Here is an 18,362-nt window from a genome sequence, read left to right on the forward strand (position 1 = left end):
GCCTTTTATTTGGGTAGGTGGTGCCAACATGCCACTGATAGGATATTAGATGTTGGCTATATTGTGCGAGAGTGAGGGAGCCTCTCTCGCTTGAATCGTTTAGGAAATTTCAGCCTTCGTCATCTCAAAAAACTTCAACGCGAACGCACATCATGAACCTGCGAAGCATGTTTCGAACTCGATCGTACTCCCCTCGTCCACGATTTTGGTTCGCATTGATCGCGACGGTTGTTATCGGTTTGCCATGCCAGAGCAACGTCAGCCGCGCCGATGAGTCTCTTTCGAACCGGCTTTGGTTGGTCAGCACGCGGAGCGCTTCGAGTTGTTCCCCGTCGCTAAGTCAAACAAGTCGGATCAAGTTCTGGTCGAGTGACACGGGCACGCCTTGGCAACAAGGAACTGCGAGCCACTTTTTTGCTTCCATCAACGGCGATCTCGCAGCCGATCCGGTGCCTCTGTGTATTTATGTGCACGAAAACCGGGTCAGTGCCGAGGACGCGTGGGGTCGAGCCAAGTCGATATATTGTCAGTTGCAGCAAGCCTCACAACCGCACAACGATCGTTTTCGCTTGGTGGTGATCTCGTGGCCTAGCGATCGAATCGGAATTCGCCCACGGCCCGATGCGCAAATCAAGGCCCAGCGGAGTGAGATGCATGGCTACTATCTTGCATGGTTGTTAGATCAAATCGATCCAAGGGTTCCCGTCAGCCTGTTTGGCACCAGTTACGGTCCGCGAATGATTACGGCGGCGCTACATTTGCGGGCAGGCGGCACGATCGCCGGACATCAACTCGCACCCTCCGCCCCGTCGATTCGGCCAGCAGTGCGAGTTGCCTTGTTCGCCTCGGCGTTAGACTCCGATTGGCTGTTGCCAAATCATCACCACGGCAGAGCAATGACGCAGGTCGAACGGATGCTGATTGCCTACAATCCATCGGATTCGGTACTTCATTGGTACCCGCGGATGAACGGTCGTGGAGGACCATCGGCGCTCGGCTATGTCGGGATGTCCCCATCACGGCTGGGGGTGGATGGTTACAAAGTGCAGTTGATGAACGTCAGCGGCAGTGTCGGCAAAACGCATAGTTGGCTGGCGTACGAAGGCAACCCCGCGATGATGTCACGCGTTGCGCCGTACCTGCTTCGCCAATCCGATTACCTGCCCTAGAAATTCTATAGACGCTATTTTGTCTGCGGAAGTTTGAGCAAGCGATGCTCTGCCTTTGCAGGAACGGCAGGTCATTTAATGGCCAGAGTTCTTGATCGAAACGGCTTGTTTCTCTCAACATCGCGTGAGGATTCTTCTACAATCGGCAGCCATGCGTTCCAAAGTTGCCAAAGTCAAATCGACCTCCGTTGCTGATTCAGCCCCATCCGGAAAGTCGCCTCCAGCGAAAAATGCATTCCGTTTTGCGTACGGGGTGCAGTGGTTGGCGATTGCCAGTTTGGCGGTCGTGTTTGCATTTCAGCCGTTCTCAGCAGACGATTTTTGGTGGCAACTCAGCCGTGGACGCGAGGTCACCAGCGGGTCGATCACCCCAAGCCAATCACTGCTGAGCCTCGAGACCGCGGCCGACGCAGATTGGCTCGGTGGATTGCCGATTTTTGCCATCTATCAATTCCTGGGCGGACACGGGTTGATGTTGTGCCGGGTACTGTTAGTTGCCGGATGTTTAGCATGGGTTCTTGCCCCGCGGCAGTCGCGAGGTTTTGTTCGGCCGCTGGCATGGTTCGTGGTCACGCTGGCGATGATCGCCCTGGCGAGACGTATCGATTTCACGCCTGCCATGTTCGACTGCATTGCGATAGTGGTGCTAGTCGGGTTGCTGCACCGCAAACCGGTTGAGGCTGATTCATCGTCGATCGTTCGCCGCAATTATGCCGTTGGGATGGTGACCGCAGCGGGACTGTTCCTCGTTTGGAGTAATATGTCGCCCGCGATTCTGGCTGGCTTGATCGGTTGGTTAGCGTTCAGTACCGCAGCCAGCTTGGTCGCCGATCCTGGACACCGCTCGAACTGGATATTGGCAGTTCTGATGCTGGCTGGTGGTAGCATCAATCCTCGCGGTGTCTTTGCTTGGACTGATTCACTCGCGAGCATTGTCCCCGTTTGGAGAAATCCTGCCGCGTTGTTCACCGGCACGCCGTGGCAACCGCTATTCGAAGGACTGACGGATCAGGCCGCGATTTTGTTTCTGTTGCTCACCGCGATTTGGGTCGTCAGACAAGCCTTCAGTCGACGGCGGATGCCTCGTGGGCTGTTTTGCTTCGCGTGGATGCAGTGGTTGGCGTGGTCGTCACTACAAAACGTCTCACTCGCAACGACATGGCTTGCCGCCGACATGCTGATGTCCTGGCACCGCAATGGTCAGTACAGGATTTCCAATCTGGGCCTGCCGCAATCGCAACGGATCGGTTTTTTAGCGACGGCGATGGGGGTCGCCGTGGCATTGCCGCTCAGTGGGTTGGTTTCGACGATGGGATGGGGCATCGATGCGTCGCTTGACAATCGGATGTTGCGAAGGTCGCTGCAGCAAACTCGTCCCTACGGCACCGCATTCGCTGATAACACGCGGAGTGGCGGGATGCTGGCGTGGGAGATTCCGCAGCTCCGCGAACTCACTGGCGGAAACGACTCCGACGCGCTGCGACTTCAGGATGTCGCCTTGCGAGCGGTGATCGCAGGCCGCTATGCCGAACACCGCCGCATGATCGACGATCTGCGTCAGCAGCGGCTGATGAGCTATTGGCTCAGCGATGGTTCGCAAGGCGGATACTGGCTGCCACTGGAGCGTCATGAAACCACGTTGCTCGTTGTTTCGAATCGTGACACCGAGCTGATTCGCGGGTTAGAACCGTCGATTTGGAAGCCGCTTTCGCTCGATTCACCCGTCATCCCGTACGCCGCCGCGGGCGACGAGCACTACGCAAGTCAGATGGTCCAGACGCTGACGAACCGCGAGATCGTCGAGTTTCAAAACTGGCAGTATTCGTTTCCAAGCTCAACAGGTTCACTGTTCGATCGCGATCGCTGGGGGTTCACGCCCGTCATCGTCGCTGCCGATCAAGCGTACCGACAAGCCGAAGTGTTTCGCGGCATGGGGCTGCGATATGCGGCATTGAGGGTGCTGTTTGCCGGACGCCAGGCCTTTCCTGATTCGGTGCCACTCGCCTGTTCGATGACTCGTTGTCAGGCGGAACTCGCTGATGCTGAAATTATCGCTGCGGGTGCCCCCAGTTGGTTTCGCTATTTCGCCGCAAGCGAACCACTCGCGAGCGATGATTGCTCACCGCCACTCGAAACGAATTTGGTAGCTGAGAACCCATCGCTATTTCCTCGCTGGAGCGCGCCGGACTTAAACGGACTCAGTAGCGAACTTCGCAAGCGGGTGGCGGCGTACTTGCAACATGGCCCCGAGAAACTGATGGTTGCCACGGACTTTCAATCCCAGTCTGACATTGAACATTCCCAACTGATGTATGCTGGACTCTGTGGTGCGATCGAGGCGGGACAACACGAGATTGCTGATCGCTACCTGCAGTGGTTCGATGTCAATCCAGCAACCGCTGCGGTCAAACGGTTGGTCGAAGTTCGTGCTCTTGAGTTGCACCCTCCGCAGACTTCTTCAGAAGACTCTTGATATTGAAACATGGGCAGGATTTTTCGCTTGAAATCACTTAACCTCACCGCCGCGATGGCGAGCCTTGCCACGCTCGCATGTGTCTTGATGCTGGTCGTGACAATGCAAGGATCGTCACCCCATCCGGTCAGCCGGTTGGAAGCCGATCTGCCCCGCGTCAATACACAAACGTGCGCTGAATGCCACAGCGGGATTGTTGCTGATTTCGCCACCGCACCGCATTCCAATACGCTGCGACGGGGAAACGATCCCGCCATGATGTCGGTGTTTGCCGGTCAGTCCGTCGAGATTGAGGGCCGCCAGTTCTCATTTTCTGAGGAACATGACGCGTTGTGGTTCAAGAGTGACGACCTGGATTACCGACGCCGCGTGGATTGGGTGTTCGGTTCAGGACGTCACGCATTGACGCCGGTTTCACTCGATTCCGAGGGACTAACCCAGCTGTTTGTTTCGTCATTTTCCGATGGAAAATTGCGTACCACACCGGGTGCGTCCTCTGTCGACTCAGATCCGCTGCGGTTGGGAAATTATCAAGCGGCCGCGGACAGGCGACGTTGCTTCGGATGCCACGTCAGCCGGTTGCCTGGTGAGGGAGACTTCGGTGGACAGGAGGTTGCATGCGGGCTGATGGACACAGCCTCGTCGTCACTCGTGGCGGAGGTGTCTGAACTCGAGGCGTTACCGGACGCCGACTGTATGGTCGCCAATTTGGATTGCAGCCGCTGTCATTTCGGAGCGACCGAGCATGCGGAATCCGGTGGCAAGCTGCTAACGCTGCAGGGATGGAGCGAGCTAACGCCGCTGGAATCGATCAATCGCTGCGGCGAGTGTCATCGACGAGCAGATGAAATGAAGTCGTATGAAATCACCGTTGAGCAAACTCATCTGGTTCGATTCGCCCCGGTCGGGCTCTCGATGAGTCGTTGTTTCCAGGTCGCCAACGCGGCGGAAAACGTTGGAAATTACCCACGACTGGACTGCATCACCTGTCACGATCCCCATCTCCCTTCTCGGACCGAACCCGAATTCTTTGAAGCCATCTGCCGTGATTGTCACACATCGCCGGAGCAGGATCAGCGTCTCAAGTCGCAGCTAATCACCGGCGTCATCTCGTGTTCGCAGCAGCCGCACGATTCCGCTTGTCTGTCCTGTCACATGCAAAAAACTGACTTCGCACCGGGGTTACGTTTCACCGATCATTGGATTCGCTGAAGCGAGTATTTCGTAATCGTCATGCTCGAGGGACAACCCGCTTTTGTTGTTATGCGGCTAAAAAAAGCTGTATTAACGGCGAATTTCTAGGTTTTTTTGCCGCTGGTCGGAAACAAACGCGAGGATCGGAATTAGCGATCAATCTCTATAGACACGGCCGAATCTCTATAGAATGGGCGCATGTTCAGCGGCATAAAGTTTTTGGAAAACCGGATGAGCCCCCCGAAATTTGTTGCATGTCAGTCGTAGATTGGGTAGAACCAAACGTCACAGAGCTGTATTAGGGGCATCATTACCGCTCTTATCGAAACCGCTGCCCTTTTTCCAGCTTTGCCATCTTTTCGTTTTCCGTTTTTGAGAGGGCTTTGTTGTGAAGACTAAAAAAAGACACGGTTTCACCCTTGTCGAATTGTTGGTCGTGATCGCGATCATTGGTGTTTTGGTGGGCCTATTATTGCCTGCCGTGCAAGCTGCTCGTGAGGCAGCACGTCGGATGCAGTGTTCCAATAATCTGAAGCAGATTGGACTCGCGCTGCATAACTACCACAGCACGTATAAAGCGGTGCCACCGCTACGTGATCGTCACGATCAGATCAATCCAGGGGTTGTCAACAATTGGAATACTCAGAACTTTAGTTGGTCGTCTCGATTGCTGCCTTTCATCGAGCAACCTGGGCTTTACGAGAACATCGACTATTCCCTGCATAATTGGTATTCCGGTACGTGGCGTCCCAATGACACCTTTGACATCGTTGCCCCGACCGTTGTGGAAGCTTTTCGCTGCCCCACCGATCCGGGCACAGGGGCGAGTATCTGGTTTGACTCCACATCGGTCCGACATACAGGCTCGCCATCGCATCTCGCTTATGCCCCGATGAATTACTTCGCTTCCACTGGTCCGGACAGTCGATTGCGTTGGAACAAAGAAGGACTTGGTTTTTTTGACGCGATCCGTTCGCATGCCACAAGCTCCAGCATTAAGGCACGTTATCGTAAGTTCCGCGACGTGCTCGATGGATTGTCAAACACCGTAGCGGTTTCCGAAGGCATCATTGGGCACCCCCGTTTGCAAGCGAATTCGACCATGAGGAGCACGCGATCTTATCAAGCTCAGACGACGGGTGCTGTCGGGAATTTGATCGCGACAGCGACGGACAACGGTTGCCCGATGACCGGCAACGCGGATACGAATACCGGACGTGCACGGGGGATGACTTGGTTGCGAGGGTATTCGCCCAATGAGGTGGCGTTTAATACTCTGATGGTCCCCAATTCAAAACTTTGGGATTGTGGTCTTAATAGCGATCGCAACATGTACGCGACCCGGTCGCTGCACTCCGGTGGCGTGCAGTCGCTGATGGGTGACGGATCGGTCAAGTTCGTTACGGAATCCGTTGACTTTTTGACGTGGCGTGCGGTGGGCGGAATCGGCGATGGCGAAACCATCGACATGGACGCCTTCTAGTAGCTCACGCAAAGGAAGCTCAAGTCTCGTTGAATCATCAGCGGCTTTTGAGTTTTCGACTTTCTCCGCCGCTGCGTCTAGCTGGTTGTAGCGGCGGGTTTCAAACCTTGATTTTCCTTTTGTTTCTAACTCCTTTCGACAAACCTATGAATATGCCCTCCTTGTTCAAAACTGCTGCATTTTTGCTTTTCGCCGGATGTCTCTGCTTTCCGCTAGCTGGTTGTGGTTCTACCGCCACGAATCCTGGCGTGGCCGATAGCGGACTCGAAGAGGATGAAGCATTCAAAGAAACCGAAGAATACGTCGAAGGCGAGGAGGAGATCTAGTAGGCGTCATCGAGAAGATTTCTGCTTGTAACTCGCTTCTCTCTTCCAAAGCTTCCTGGTTCACAGTTCACTTCAGATCGGCATGTTGGGCAATCAACGCGATTGTCCAACAGCCGGGGTTGGTTGGGCCAAGGAAGCCTCCGCCGAAGTATTGCCAAGACAGACAATTGGCAGGCAACCCCGCGATGATCGATGCGTTTCTCGCAACCGCTTGTTTGCCTTAGCCGAGTCAATGAATTCCTCGACAATCGGCAGCCATGCAACTAGAAGTGGTTGATCCGTGTCAGTAGTGAGACTTCATCAAGTCAATTCCCGGCTGCATTGCAATCCGCCAGTCTTGTTCGACTTCAGCCGTGAATTTCGGATCATGTTGCTCAACGGCGTGGCACAAGGCATTGATCCACAAATCGTACATTGGCGGGGGAATGTCAACATGATCACGGTCATGACGCACAGCCAGTTGTTCGATTTCCTCACGAACGTGCGATAGACCCTGGCTGAACATGATCATCATCAGCAAGGATTCTCGCAGCATCAATTTTTGATGCTCAAAATCCGTATGACGAAATTTGGATGCCACTTCCGGCGAACTTGCCAAAAACCTTTCGTAAAATGTATCTACAAATCCGCCGCTATGCATGCAGCGATGGTAGCTGGCAGTCACCATATCGAGGTCATCGGGAATCATCTTTTACTGTCCTGATAGAGCATTTTCACATTAATATAACGACCTTCGCCGAAAGATGGTGCATTCTTTTCAACCACGCTCCGGCGAGCGTAGCCATGACGAACAGGCACAGCATTCCTGAAAATGATCTAGTCACACACTATTTCAAACAATCGCACTCAGCTCGCGCGACCCACTGAGCAGACATTCCACGACGTCGGCTGCCGTATAGCTTTTCGCGTCGTCCGATTTTAGGAACTGTGTGATGTTGCCGACATCGTTGCCGCAGGTCACCAACGATTGTTCCTGCCGGTCACCGCTTCTGCGTTGCTGGAGTCCAATGCTTGAGAGCAACCCGTTGCAAACGCACTTGCGTCCGACGGTGTCGCCGATTTCGCCACCTTTGTGGACGTATGACTTGACAGATTCACCCGGGCATCGCCAACCCACAGTGCCATCGGATTTGCGGTAGCCTTGACGAAGGAACCCCAAGTCACACACTCGACTGCGCTGCTGATACACCGCGTCGTCGGACAGCGAGCCTTCGATCTGCAATACCTTGAAGGGGAACCCCGTTGGCGATGCCAGCGGATCGGTTACGACATCGGGTTTGCCATCGCGGCATTGCTTCACAACAAGTTCCTTGATGTCGTTACGAAAACCGGACTCCTGGCAATAGGCGAACGCCGTGCCAACTTGCACACCTGTCGCTCCCAGTTCAATTGCTTCGCAAACCTGCTCGGGCGACCCGTAAGAACCGGCCAGCCAAAATGGTAAACCGAGTGCAGCGATAACGCCGAGGTCCACCGTATCGCGTTCTCCATACGATGGTTCACCGCGATCGTTCAAGGCCGACTTGCCTCGTGGCGGCGCGTTGTGTCCGCCCGCGGTTGGGCCTTCGACAATGAAGCCGTCCACGCGACCACTAGATTTGCGAGTCAGCATTGTCGCAAGTGTCGCTGAGGCAACGATAGCCAAAAACTTCGGACGATTTAACCAAGGAATCTCGCCACCCCCAAACGCCATCGGGTCAAAGTGACTGACAAAATTATCGCCGCTTTCCGCGCCGACGATGTGCAGTGGCAACTCGACCGACAAGCCGTCTTGCATTCGATCCAAAATGCCCGGGATCGCACGGGGGATTCCAGCGCCCATCAATACATAATCGACGCCGGCTAACATCGCGCCGAACAATGACGGTAGCGTCGGCGATTGAATTTTTTCCAGATAGTTGATTCCAACCAATCCGTCATGACCTTCTTTTGCCAAGAAGACTTCAACAAAGTTGGCGACGACAACCAATTCCACTTCCGCGGGAGTCGGTTCATGCGATAGCACCATTGTCGTTTTAAAAGATGCGTCGTCCGCTAAACCACCTTCGATGAAGTAGCGATTCAAAACCCGCTCCGTCATCGCTGGATACGGAAACTCTGCCAGTGCGCGACGCATGTGTCCACCGACATCGCCGAGTTGCAGTCGACGTACCAAGACGGTGTCAATCGCAGTGCCAGAAACAACACCAAGTTGTCCGGTTTTGGATACCGCTCGAGCGAGTTTCCAATCCGAAACGGCGACACCCATGCCGCCTTGGATGATGATTGGATCAGGACAGTTTGAGGAAACCAACATCGCGATTTGCTCCTTGCAAAAGTGCGTCACACATGCGTAAGCGTGACCCGAAAATGATTGTGTTTCAATTCTATCGATCACAACTCTGAAGTCATCGCCAAACACGTCTCAGCTGCGCAAATGTTAGGTCTCTGTTTAGTGACAGTGGCTCGCACTAAGCAGGTCAATAGGAGTCATTCCACATAATGATCTGAGCCGACGGCGCTAGCCGCGGGCAATTCCCCAACAAACGCAAAGGGCCCGCGGCTAGCGCCGTCGGCTCACAGAATGATCGACGTTTCACAGGTAAATACCGTACGACCTGCTCTAGCGCGTGCGTGATCGTGTTACCTCGATCGGAATCGCGGGCAGATAGCCATAGTCAGTCCGATTCACCTTTGGTTCTGGTTGCGAGTCTGTTGGTTCCGATGTCCACTCGCGATAAACGCGCATCAACAAGTTGTCGCGAAACCCTCGCTGCACTTTCTCCGCGTCGGTGGTTAGCTGTATCGCCATGATTCCTGATGCGTTCGTCACGACTGCAGCCGATATCCCCGGAGGCGGTTCGTGTAGTTCGACGTGCAATTCATCCGCTTTGAGACCTTTGGGTAGTGCCGTCACGTTCAAGTACGTTTCGCCTGCAAGTGGCAACTTGAAACGATCAGCGACCATCACCAATTGAAACGGAGTCTTCGCCGCCGGTCGTCCACTGACGATAACATTCCAATTCTCGACGGGCACCAAGTGATACCAAATGAACGCCTGCATCATCTGTTCCGCTGGTACCGCTGGACGCACCATCTGATTGCGAGTCGTATACTGCCGGGGATTGGAACCTTGCATTTCCAACACGACGGGCTGTTTCGGTGCAGTCGCTGGAACCGTCAACGTCATTCGTACCTTTTCCTGGGTTCCTGGGATCGTCGCACCTTGCAATGCGAACCCTGGCGGTGGGTCTACCAACGCCATGCGGATGTCCTCTTTAAAACCATCCTGACGAAGTGCAAATGCCGTAATCGGCACGACTTCACCGGGCCGCGCGATGATGCTCGATGGGATCACCCGCAATTCGAAATCGGGTTGTGCAGCACGCACATGAAGCCGGTATGCGAAATCGCGACCACCCTGCTGCTGGGCATCCATGATTCTTAAAAAATAGGTACTCGAACCAGGTATCCCAACACTTAAATGCGAGTCGGCATGATGTGTTTCCAAGCCTTGCGTCTTGTCTTCATAGTCGTCGTTGAAGGCTAATTCTTTACCGTCCGCGTCTGTGATGATGAGCATTGAGTCCAGTGGTGATCCGCGACGTCGCGCGTCAACTTCCACAACGATTCGACCTGTCCCCTTGATACGATAGACATCCTCGTCGCCGGGATAATCAATCCGCCCGTTGACTGTCATTCGCGTTGTAATCGTCTGAGCCTCCGCAGACGTGTTGTTTGGCTCTTCATCCATTACCTCCGGAAACAAGCCAATCTGCAAGGGAAAACGAATCTCATCGGCTGAAGACTGCGGAAGCGAATACCAAGCGACGGGCCGGTGTTTGCGACGTGACATGGTCGTCAGATTCAAACGGGTTTCCGTCAGATTCCAACCCTTCAATTCAATCGTAACATCGGATTCAACTTGGGCCCCCAGCGGGAACACACTGGTCACGAACGGGATCTCGCCGATCGTAATGCGATAGACAAAATCTTCGCGACCGCGAAACAACGCGTCATGGATACTTAGCGTGTACGTATCGTCGCGTGGCACCTCAAAATAGATCACCGGGTCTTGACGGTAGTGAAAGGAATCCGCAAACGTAATTTCCTTGCCTGAGGAATCGGTGAGCGTCATCGTGGCTTGGAACCAGCCCGGTACGGCGTCAGCGAGATAGGGAATCACGTCGCGAGCCGCCGCTTCGATCACTAGTTTCATTCCTTGCTTGGCCGAGAATGAAAACCGATCGATGTCGCCCGGCAGGATCTGGCCGTTGATCACGCTCGGAAAGCGACTGATCGGTGTATTCGGTGCATGATCGTTCGGTTCCGTTTCATGGACTTCTGGCCAGCGACCGATGTGCAACCAGATCGGATTTGAGATCGAGTTCTCGGTCAGTAGTCGCAGCTCGCGTTTGCCCGGCTCGGCATTTGGGTCGACGGTTAATCGCAGTGTCAATTCTTCTTGCAGTTGGTCATTCGGTTGTCGTTTCGGATCGCTGTCTCGCTCGCGAAAAATCAACATCTCGCGTTGTTTTTCTAGTGTGATACCGGCTGCCAATGCGACTTCATCAAAACTCGGTTCGACCGTCTCCCCTCTCGCCATCGCGTCCGCGATCAGCGTTTCCTTGGCTTGCTGCATCGCCATTCGCAAATTGTTGTATTCGCCGCGGGTCATCGGGCGATACCAGCCGACGTACTCGACCTTCACTCCCTCGCCCGCCAAATGCGCAGTGAAAGCTTCCTTGAGGTATTGGCCCCCAATAACAATCTCGCACGTTGTCCCTTGCTGGCAACCAGCCGGGAATGCGTAGGCAATATGCGGATCGGGTCCACGACGTTGCGCAATCGCTTGCGGCGATACAACCACCATCGCGAAAATGATAAGCGACACGTGGGCCGCACTTGCCGAATTTGATTTCAGCTGAACGTCCCACCAGGCCGGTGAGAACCGCTTAAATAATTTCATGGAGTCGACCTCCCAATTCCATTCCTTCGTCCGCACCGGGCGTCGCGCGTACGAAATCGCCCATCGGATGCGGCAGGCTCGATTCAGGGTCGATCCCCAACAATTCATACATCGATCCGATCAAGTCGCCCGGATACACCGGACGATTCTTCACCGATTCTGCCCGTGCGTCGGACTCGCCAACCACTTGCCCTCCTTTGAATCCACCTCCGGCAACGAGCGACGAAAAAACAGCACCGAAGTGATGTCGCCCCCCATTCCAAGGTGACTCCGTCGCGACCTTGGGCGTGCGACCAAACTCTCCGCAACACCAGACGATTGTGCTTTCCAACAAACCACGCTGGTCCAAGTCAGCGATGAGCGCAGCCAATCCGCGATCCAACTCTGGCAACTTCCGACGCATCACAGGAAAGTGATCCTTGTGAGTATCCCATCCACCGTGATTGATTGTGACGAACTTAGTCCCTTGCTCGATCAATCGCCGCGCCGCTAGGCACGATTGGCCGAATGTCGTTCGCCCATATTGGTTCCGCACTTCATCGGTTTCCTGTGACAAATCAAATACCTTGCCGGCATCACCGAGTATTAGATCATAGGCTTGTTCACGTGCCTTGGCCGCGAATCCAAGGTCAGCATTGGCTCGTAGTGCGGTGCCAAGTGAATTGAGTTCCTTTAACGTTTCGCGTCGTCGTAATTGATGCGAATCCGAGATATCTGCCGAGACAATGCCCTCGACCGCGAACCGCCGCGCATTGGGATCCCCACCTGTCGCGAACGGTTTGTACTTAATCCCCATGAATCCGGCTTCCGAAAAGCGACCTTGCGGACTGGTCAGCACCACGTAAGGCGGAATCAAGCTTTCTTGCCCCTGCTCGACCGAATCTGGAAAGCCCTTAAACGCCGTGACGACAGCACCGACGGCGGGGTACACAATTCGCCCAGGCATCCGACCCGTTTGCGTTAGATACGAAGCCGTCTCATGGCCATTGACGCCGTGAGTCATGCTGCGTATCAACGAATACTTGTCGGCAAGTTGACTCAAGTTCGGAAACAACTCTCCGATCTTTATTCCTGGTACGTTAGTCTCGCTGACACCACGTAACGCGCCCGAGTAATCCGAACCCGCCTCAGGCTTGGGATCAAATGTATCAATGTGTGCGGGTCCGCCGGCAAGCCAAACTTGAATCACGGCTTTCGCTTTTGCAGGCGACGGTTTACTGGAAACTATCGCCGCTTGTTCGGAGGCAAGCATTCGTCCGGCAATGACCGCACCGGCGGAACTTAGTAATCCACACTGCATCATTTGGCGACGTGTGAGTTCAAAGTCGATGTGTGTTTTCATGGTTCGAGCTTAATTTGAAGTGTCAATAAACTTGACGATTACCGTTTAGTGTCGAAACAAAAACTCGTCGCTATTAATCAATGCCCACGCTAAGTCTTGCTGACCTTCATCGGAACGACAAACACTGTCCGCGATCTGCAGTTCTTTCTCGGTGGGTCGACGCGAAAGGATCGCTAAATACAATCGTTCGGCGGCGTCTGTCGAGCTAATTGCTCGGCTTAAAATCTGCTTCATGCCGAAACCTTGCTTGAGCTTGCCACGCAAATGATTCGAGTTCAATAAATGCAACGCCTGTCCCGCAGTTAGCCGATTGTTGCGTTCCGATACCATGCCGGTATCCCGCGCCGGGCGGCCAAACATCTCTAGAAAACTGCTCGTGATACTGCCGTCGGGGATCGAGATCGCACGCGTCCCGTCCGGTAAAAATGTGAACGGTTCCGGCGTAATACTCATATAAGTCTCCGTCGTCCCCGTAATTTGGCAAATTGCGTCGATCATTACTTCTGCATCCAGTCGCCGCGGCGAGTAGTAAGCAAAGTACTCAGCGGTTCGTGAATCCTCGGAACGTGGTATGCACGACAATTGATACGCATTGGATCGTAGAATCAGACGTATCGTATGTTTGATGTCATAGCTGGATGCAACGAACTTCTCTGCCAAACCGTTTAGCAACTCCTTGTTGGACGGTGGATTATCCACTCGCACGTCATCCGGCGGTTCAACGATGCCGCGTCCCAATAACCAGTGCCACAACCGATTGACACCCACACGCGCGAACCACGGATTCTTTGTACTCACTAACCAATCCGCAAATACGGCTCGCGGATCTTCACCTACGGGAATTTCGACGACGACACCATTGGGAAACATCGCCTGTAACGGCGAATTCTGCCCAGTCGACGCTGCCTGGCGACGATCGAAATAGACTATTTCTTCTTTCCATTCGCCTGTTGGCTTATAACCAACTTGCGAAAAGAAAACACTCATCCCCTGCAATCGCTCAGCGGGCCATTTGTCTGCTCGCTCGCCCATGAAGGTTAACGCGACGATTTGGGCAAGCGATTGTGGCTCTGTATTTTGAGTGGCGCGATAGAAGTTGACTTGTGGTGTGCGGAAGTTACTACCGGAGGCCGTCAATAGCTCGCGTGCAAAAGCATCATAGGGCACATTCTTCTTGACGATATTGTGAATCCAATGATGGTAGGCCTGAGACGCTTGAGGCCACAAGTTGATCGGGAATTCCGCTTTCACTCGCAATACATCGCACCACTTCATCGCCCAATAGTCTGCGTACTCGTCTCGCTGTAGCAGTTCGTCGATCAAAATGTTGCGTTTGTCAGGGTCCTCATCATCCAGGAACTCTGCGGCTTCGTCCATCGTCGGCAATGTACCGATCACATCGACGTAGACTCGCCGCAAAAACGCTTCGTCCGAACACAACTTGGCGGGTTGGATCTTTAATTCACTCAGCTTCGAGAACACGAGCGTATCGATCGTGCCTGAGGATTCGATGGGTGCATCGCATTCAAACGGTGAATCGGATGCCGTACGAAAACGACTCTGTCGATTCGTTTCAGCGAGCAAATCAATTCCTTTTGGTTTGTCCGCAACACTCGGTAGCATTGGACGTGGCGGTGCCACTGTTTTGGTTGCGAGCGTAGAGGACGCTGGCTGTGTTTGATTTGGCGACTGCTGCACCGCCGTCGATACCGTCTGTTTCTCGCTGGTCCCTAGGACGTATAGGACCAGAACACTGGGCAAAAGAAACCACAAGATCAGCAACAAGTACAAATAGATTGGGTAGTGATGTTTGCGTGAATATTTGTATTTGTGTTTGACTGGAGGATGAGTGTCGATCGAAACCGAATTGGCATCGATGTGTTGCGTTTGTAGATCTGTCATCACTCACCTTCGACTTGAAAACGCAACGCCCTCGATTTCCACCAAGAGCTCGCTACGGCACACATCCGCTTGTGCATAAATCGTGGGCAGAGGTCCGAACCGACGTTCACAAATCGCTTTACACGTTTCGTAGTCCTCGGGGCGTTTGACATAGACGCGGACCTTGGCCAGATCCGATAGCTTGGCACCTCCTCCGGCCAAACCGTGGCGGGCGAAGTTCTCGCCGCTGATCAGTGCTTCGATGTTGTCGATCGTTTGCTCAGTCTGTGTAGCAACGTCGCCCAAATGGACGCTCTTCGAGTCCACAATACTGGCGGTTCCCGAAATCCACGTCGTCACGTAATCACCGATCACGACCGCCATCGCCCGTGAAAACTTGGGACTCTTTATCGAGAAACTCGCGTCATAATCGAACGCCGCAGTTTGACGCGGGTTCTCTAACGCAATGAGCCTCACATCGCTACGATCCGTTTGCAACGTCAAGCAACTGACGTCCAAATTCCGCCCCGCCATCCCAATTCCGGTACTGGCCGGATAGACGATACTGTCACTGGATTGCGTCGGCATTTGGCCCAGTGCGTGTTGCTGCTCGAAGAAGTCCGAGCGTGCTCGATTGAGTTCTCGATATCGTTCGATTCCATCTTGGATCTCAATGATATCGCCGACGTACAACCAAATCCGGACCACATCGCGGAACGATGCACCGGCGGTTTCCAATCGACGTGCCATTTCGTCGAACACGTATGCCGACTGTTCATACGGGGACTGGATACGGGCCGGCGGCGTGATGCCACCGATGTGCAACCAACGTAGACCGTCGTAAGCCACTGAGACGACGCCTAGATTTGGAAAATCGACGCTCGTATCCTCTCCGCCCAACGCCCAGGCTTCGATCGCCAGCGATTGTCCACCACAGGGCGGCTGAACGACAAAATTCGTGGCGGGCATTCGGTCGCCGTAGTAGGCACGAAACAGCGCTAGACATGCGGCTTCATCCTCCGCACGCTGCAGGAACACCGTTTGATTCGTTACGGTCATCGAAGCCGATTGCTGCTTTAGCACAGCACGGATCGTCGAAATCGCTTCCCAAGTTTCATCGGTCACGTCACCCGTCGCTTCGGGAGTGACCATCAGTGCAACCCGACAAACCTTTTCCAAATCGACGACCGAGTGCTGTTGTTCGGACATCAAGCACGGTGGCACACTGCGTTGTTCGCCATCGGCGTTGAGTGCGCATCCGACGGTACAATCCTGTCCATCCAACATCCGCTTCGCTGGTTCCATGCGTGAACAGATTGACGTGGGTTTGTTTGTTGAATCGCTCATAGTATTCCAAAATGGGGTCGCACCGATCGGGTGCGACCGATTGATTAAGAAGGACACTCCCGACAAGAGTGACGGAGATTAAGTTTTACTCAGCACTTGCTGAAACTCTTGGGTATCGAACAGGCGCATTGAGCGTGTGCGAACGTTTCCCTTCTTGGCAAGTGATAGCAGCAGTGATGCAGCCGTTTGCTCATCAGGTGCCTCGAATACGACGCAACCGTCGGCCTCACCCGTGGCCCAGTACTGTGAAACGAGCTTGCCACCTGCTGCTTCGACGCTCTGGCGAAAGGCTTCTGCGCGTTTGACGGAGTCGCCTACTTCGCGGATGCCTTGGTCGGTGAAGTTCATTAGACTTAGGTAACGGATCATGGGGGTTCCTTGGTGTAAAAGGGGTCAATTAGTTTGGATTTGGTGCAAGTCCGGCGCTCCGCATTCGTACGGATCATCGGGATCGACGATCGGTTTGAGATGGTTGTCCGGCAACAGGTCGGATGGCCACTGGTGCAAATCGGATATCGTTTGCCAGAAGACGAACAACCACTGCGAAACCGCTCCGAAGTATTCGATGTGAGTTGATTCGCACATTTGCCAACAGGCCGCAGGCAACCAGTCGTGCATGTGGTCGCAAGCGTAACACGACAGTGCTTGCATCACGGTTTCGCGTGACGGATCGTCGGGGGCTTGCGACGCCATCGCCAACATCATCGCGACGAACTCGAGTTGACAGAGTAGGTGATCAGGCCGTTCGCCTTGTACGGTGCTGCCTTTAAAACCGAAGGCGTGATAGAAGCCACTCAAATCGCCAAGGATCTTTCCCTTGTCACGGCGAATATACGAAGCTTGGTTCAGCGGGCAAGCTTGGGCGCCGTCAAACATTCGCCAGTATTCGTCGGACCAGTCATCGTGCGACAACTCGCTGGCACAACGCAGTACGTCGTTAAGTGCAGAACGTGGACTCGGACGACTTGCCGCTTCGTCGGCAATGTCGGCTGCATCGCCCAGTGCATACCGCAAAAGGTCATCGATCATCGATTTTGTGGGATAGGCTTCCAGCCTGTCATTGACTGCTTGACAGGCTGGAAGCCTATCCCACTGCGGACGTAGCATTTCTACAGTCAACAAAACTAAATCAGCCTGTGCGGCGAGTGTGACGGCTTTCTCGTTCACGGATCAATCCTCATCGGTGTCCAGTTCGTTATATTCTTGCGTCCGCCGCGATTGCCGGCGGTTCCATCCCAAACCGCAAACGCGATCAACTGCTGTCCTGGGTTTTCCTTGAACCGAGCGATCAGCGGGTCGGCCGTCTCGATCGGTCGGTCTATCACGACGTACCACTTGCCGTCACTCCAAGCTCCGCGTCCGTGACTTGGTGTCTCGCCAATGTGCGTCGCGCTACCGAACCCGTGTGCGGTCAGTTCCTCCACGGGGCTCTTGCGATCGAAATCCGCCATCGGGTTGCCGGCTGAAGCCGCAATCATGTATTGCTTGGCCAGGGGGTCGCTAAATGATTTCTGCATCGTGAATGGTTTCTCACCGGTGGCGAACCAATACAAATCCGCATCGGAATTCGGGTGCGTGATGGCCCAGTCCTGGAAACCTTCGTCCACATCCCTTTGCCACGTCGCTTTCCAGTGCAACATCCGCACTGGCATATTTGGGCCACCCATCGTGTAGGGTGCGCCATCGCTGAGCGGAAACTGCATCGCCACGGCGTCGGAGAATTTGCCAACATCACTCTGGTCCGCAATCTCGGGCTTGTCCCAGCTCAATCGCCACACGTAACGCTGATCGTCTCGCACCGCTTGAACTCGCACGTTGGTGATCGAGCCGGCTTCGAGCACAGGAGGTGCGACTTGTTGTGGCAACATGGCAACATCCGCGACCGCGATCTTGTCCCAGAAAGGATCGAGTGGATCGTCGGTTGTCGGAGCCGCGGGGACTTTGCTGACCTTGACTTCCGGCAGCGGCACTTCAACAGTGGTCGTGGTTCCGACGGCTGGCGACGCGCCAGAAATCGCCGACGCAGCCGAGTTAAGGCTCTCGCCAACAGCCGGAACGACAACCACGACCGGTCGCCGAGTCACGATGAAGATCGAAGCAATCATCACAAGCAAAATCAGCAGCGCGCCGCCGACAATGCCCATCAACATTCGATTGTTGTCTGGTTTACTGTTCATGTTTTCTCCTCTTTGACGTAGC

Annotated in this window: 14 protein-coding genes; 5 read left to right on the plus strand and 9 right to left on the minus strand. The window is 54.3% G+C overall.

All coding sequences use genetic code 11. The features are described from left to right. The first annotated feature begins 152 nt into the window (after nucleotides 1-152). From SH528x_RS00115 to SH528x_RS00135, 5 genes are all read left to right on the plus strand, one after another. Nucleotides 153-1,169, plus strand: a complete 1,017-nt coding sequence (locus tag SH528x_RS00115) for a hypothetical protein (protein WP_442508498.1) — start codon at nucleotides 153-155, stop codon at nucleotides 1,167-1,169. 151 nt (nucleotides 1,170-1,320) lie between these two features. Then, nucleotides 1,321-3,642 carry a hypothetical protein gene (locus SH528x_RS00120; RefSeq protein WP_442508499.1) on the plus strand — a complete coding sequence of 774 codons (2,322 nt, stop codon included), beginning with the start codon at nucleotides 1,321-1,323 and terminating at the stop codon, nucleotides 3,640-3,642. A gap of 27 nt (nucleotides 3,643-3,669) precedes the next feature. After that, nucleotides 3,670-4,854, plus strand: a complete 1,185-nt coding sequence (locus SH528x_RS00125; protein ID WP_442508500.1) for a hypothetical protein — start codon at nucleotides 3,670-3,672, stop codon at nucleotides 4,852-4,854. Nucleotides 4,855-5,224: 370 nt separating this feature from the next. After that, nucleotides 5,225-6,319: a DUF1559 family PulG-like putative transporter gene (locus tag SH528x_RS00130; RefSeq protein ID WP_442508501.1), complete on the plus strand. Its 1,095-nt coding sequence runs from the start codon at nucleotides 5,225-5,227 to the stop codon at nucleotides 6,317-6,319. Between the two features lie 146 nt (nucleotides 6,320-6,465). Beyond that, the gene (locus SH528x_RS00135; protein ID WP_442508502.1) at nucleotides 6,466-6,645 is read left to right on the plus strand and encodes a hypothetical protein; all 180 of its coding nucleotides are present in this window, start codon (nucleotides 6,466-6,468) and stop codon (nucleotides 6,643-6,645) included. A 283-nt stretch (nucleotides 6,646-6,928) separates the two neighbouring features. Here the strand turns inward: SH528x_RS00135 and SH528x_RS00140 are convergent, their stop codons facing one another. The 9 genes from SH528x_RS00140 to SH528x_RS00180 all read right to left on the minus strand — a co-directional run bounded on the left by SH528x_RS00140 (nucleotide 6,929) and on the right by SH528x_RS00180 (nucleotide 18,340). Continuing rightward, nucleotides 6,929-7,333, minus strand: coding sequence for a globin domain-containing protein (locus tag SH528x_RS00140; protein ID WP_442508503.1), 405 nt, complete (start codon nucleotides 7,331-7,333; stop codon nucleotides 6,929-6,931). Nucleotides 7,334-7,477: 144 nt separating this feature from the next. Next, complete coding sequence (locus SH528x_RS00145) at nucleotides 7,478-8,941, minus strand: nitronate monooxygenase (protein ID WP_442508504.1); 1,464 nt, start codon at nucleotides 8,939-8,941, stop codon at nucleotides 7,478-7,480. Between the two features lie 306 nt (nucleotides 8,942-9,247). Next, entirely contained in the window at nucleotides 9,248-11,593 is a 2,346-nt protein-coding gene (locus tag SH528x_RS00150; protein ID WP_442508505.1) for a peptidase, read from the minus strand. Then, nucleotides 11,580-12,935 (minus strand): DUF1501 domain-containing protein, encoded by a 1,356-nt coding sequence (locus SH528x_RS00155; protein ID WP_442508506.1) that lies wholly within the window; start codon nucleotides 12,933-12,935, stop codon nucleotides 11,580-11,582. Before SH528x_RS00155 ends, SH528x_RS00150 begins: the two co-directional genes overlap by 14 nt. Nucleotides 12,936-12,980: 45 nt before the next feature. Then, nucleotides 12,981-14,837: a DUF1553 domain-containing protein gene (locus tag SH528x_RS00160; protein ID WP_442508507.1), complete on the minus strand. Its 1,857-nt coding sequence runs from the start codon at nucleotides 14,835-14,837 to the stop codon at nucleotides 12,981-12,983. A gap of 3 nt (nucleotides 14,838-14,840) precedes the next feature. Further along, nucleotides 14,841-16,163 (minus strand): chorismate transformation enzyme, FkbO/Hyg5 family, encoded by a 1,323-nt coding sequence (locus SH528x_RS00165; RefSeq protein WP_442508508.1) that lies wholly within the window; start codon nucleotides 16,161-16,163, stop codon nucleotides 14,841-14,843. Nucleotides 16,164-16,241: 78 nt separating this feature from the next. After that, nucleotides 16,242-16,532 (minus strand): GYD domain-containing protein, encoded by a 291-nt coding sequence (locus tag SH528x_RS00170; protein WP_442508509.1) that lies wholly within the window; start codon nucleotides 16,530-16,532, stop codon nucleotides 16,242-16,244. Between the two features lie 24 nt (nucleotides 16,533-16,556). Next, complete coding sequence (locus tag SH528x_RS00175) at nucleotides 16,557-17,330, minus strand: molecular chaperone TorD family protein (protein ID WP_442508510.1); 774 nt, start codon at nucleotides 17,328-17,330, stop codon at nucleotides 16,557-16,559. Further along, complete coding sequence (locus tag SH528x_RS00180; protein WP_442508511.1) at nucleotides 17,327-18,340, minus strand: ethylbenzene dehydrogenase-related protein; 1,014 nt, start codon at nucleotides 18,338-18,340, stop codon at nucleotides 17,327-17,329. Before SH528x_RS00180 ends, SH528x_RS00175 begins: the two co-directional genes overlap by 4 nt. Nucleotides 18,341-18,362 lie beyond the last annotated feature (22 nt).

Origin of the sequence: Novipirellula methanifontis (assembly GCF_052161655.1) — a bacterium.
Taxonomy (GTDB): domain Bacteria; phylum Planctomycetota; class Planctomycetia; order Pirellulales; family Pirellulaceae; genus Novipirellula.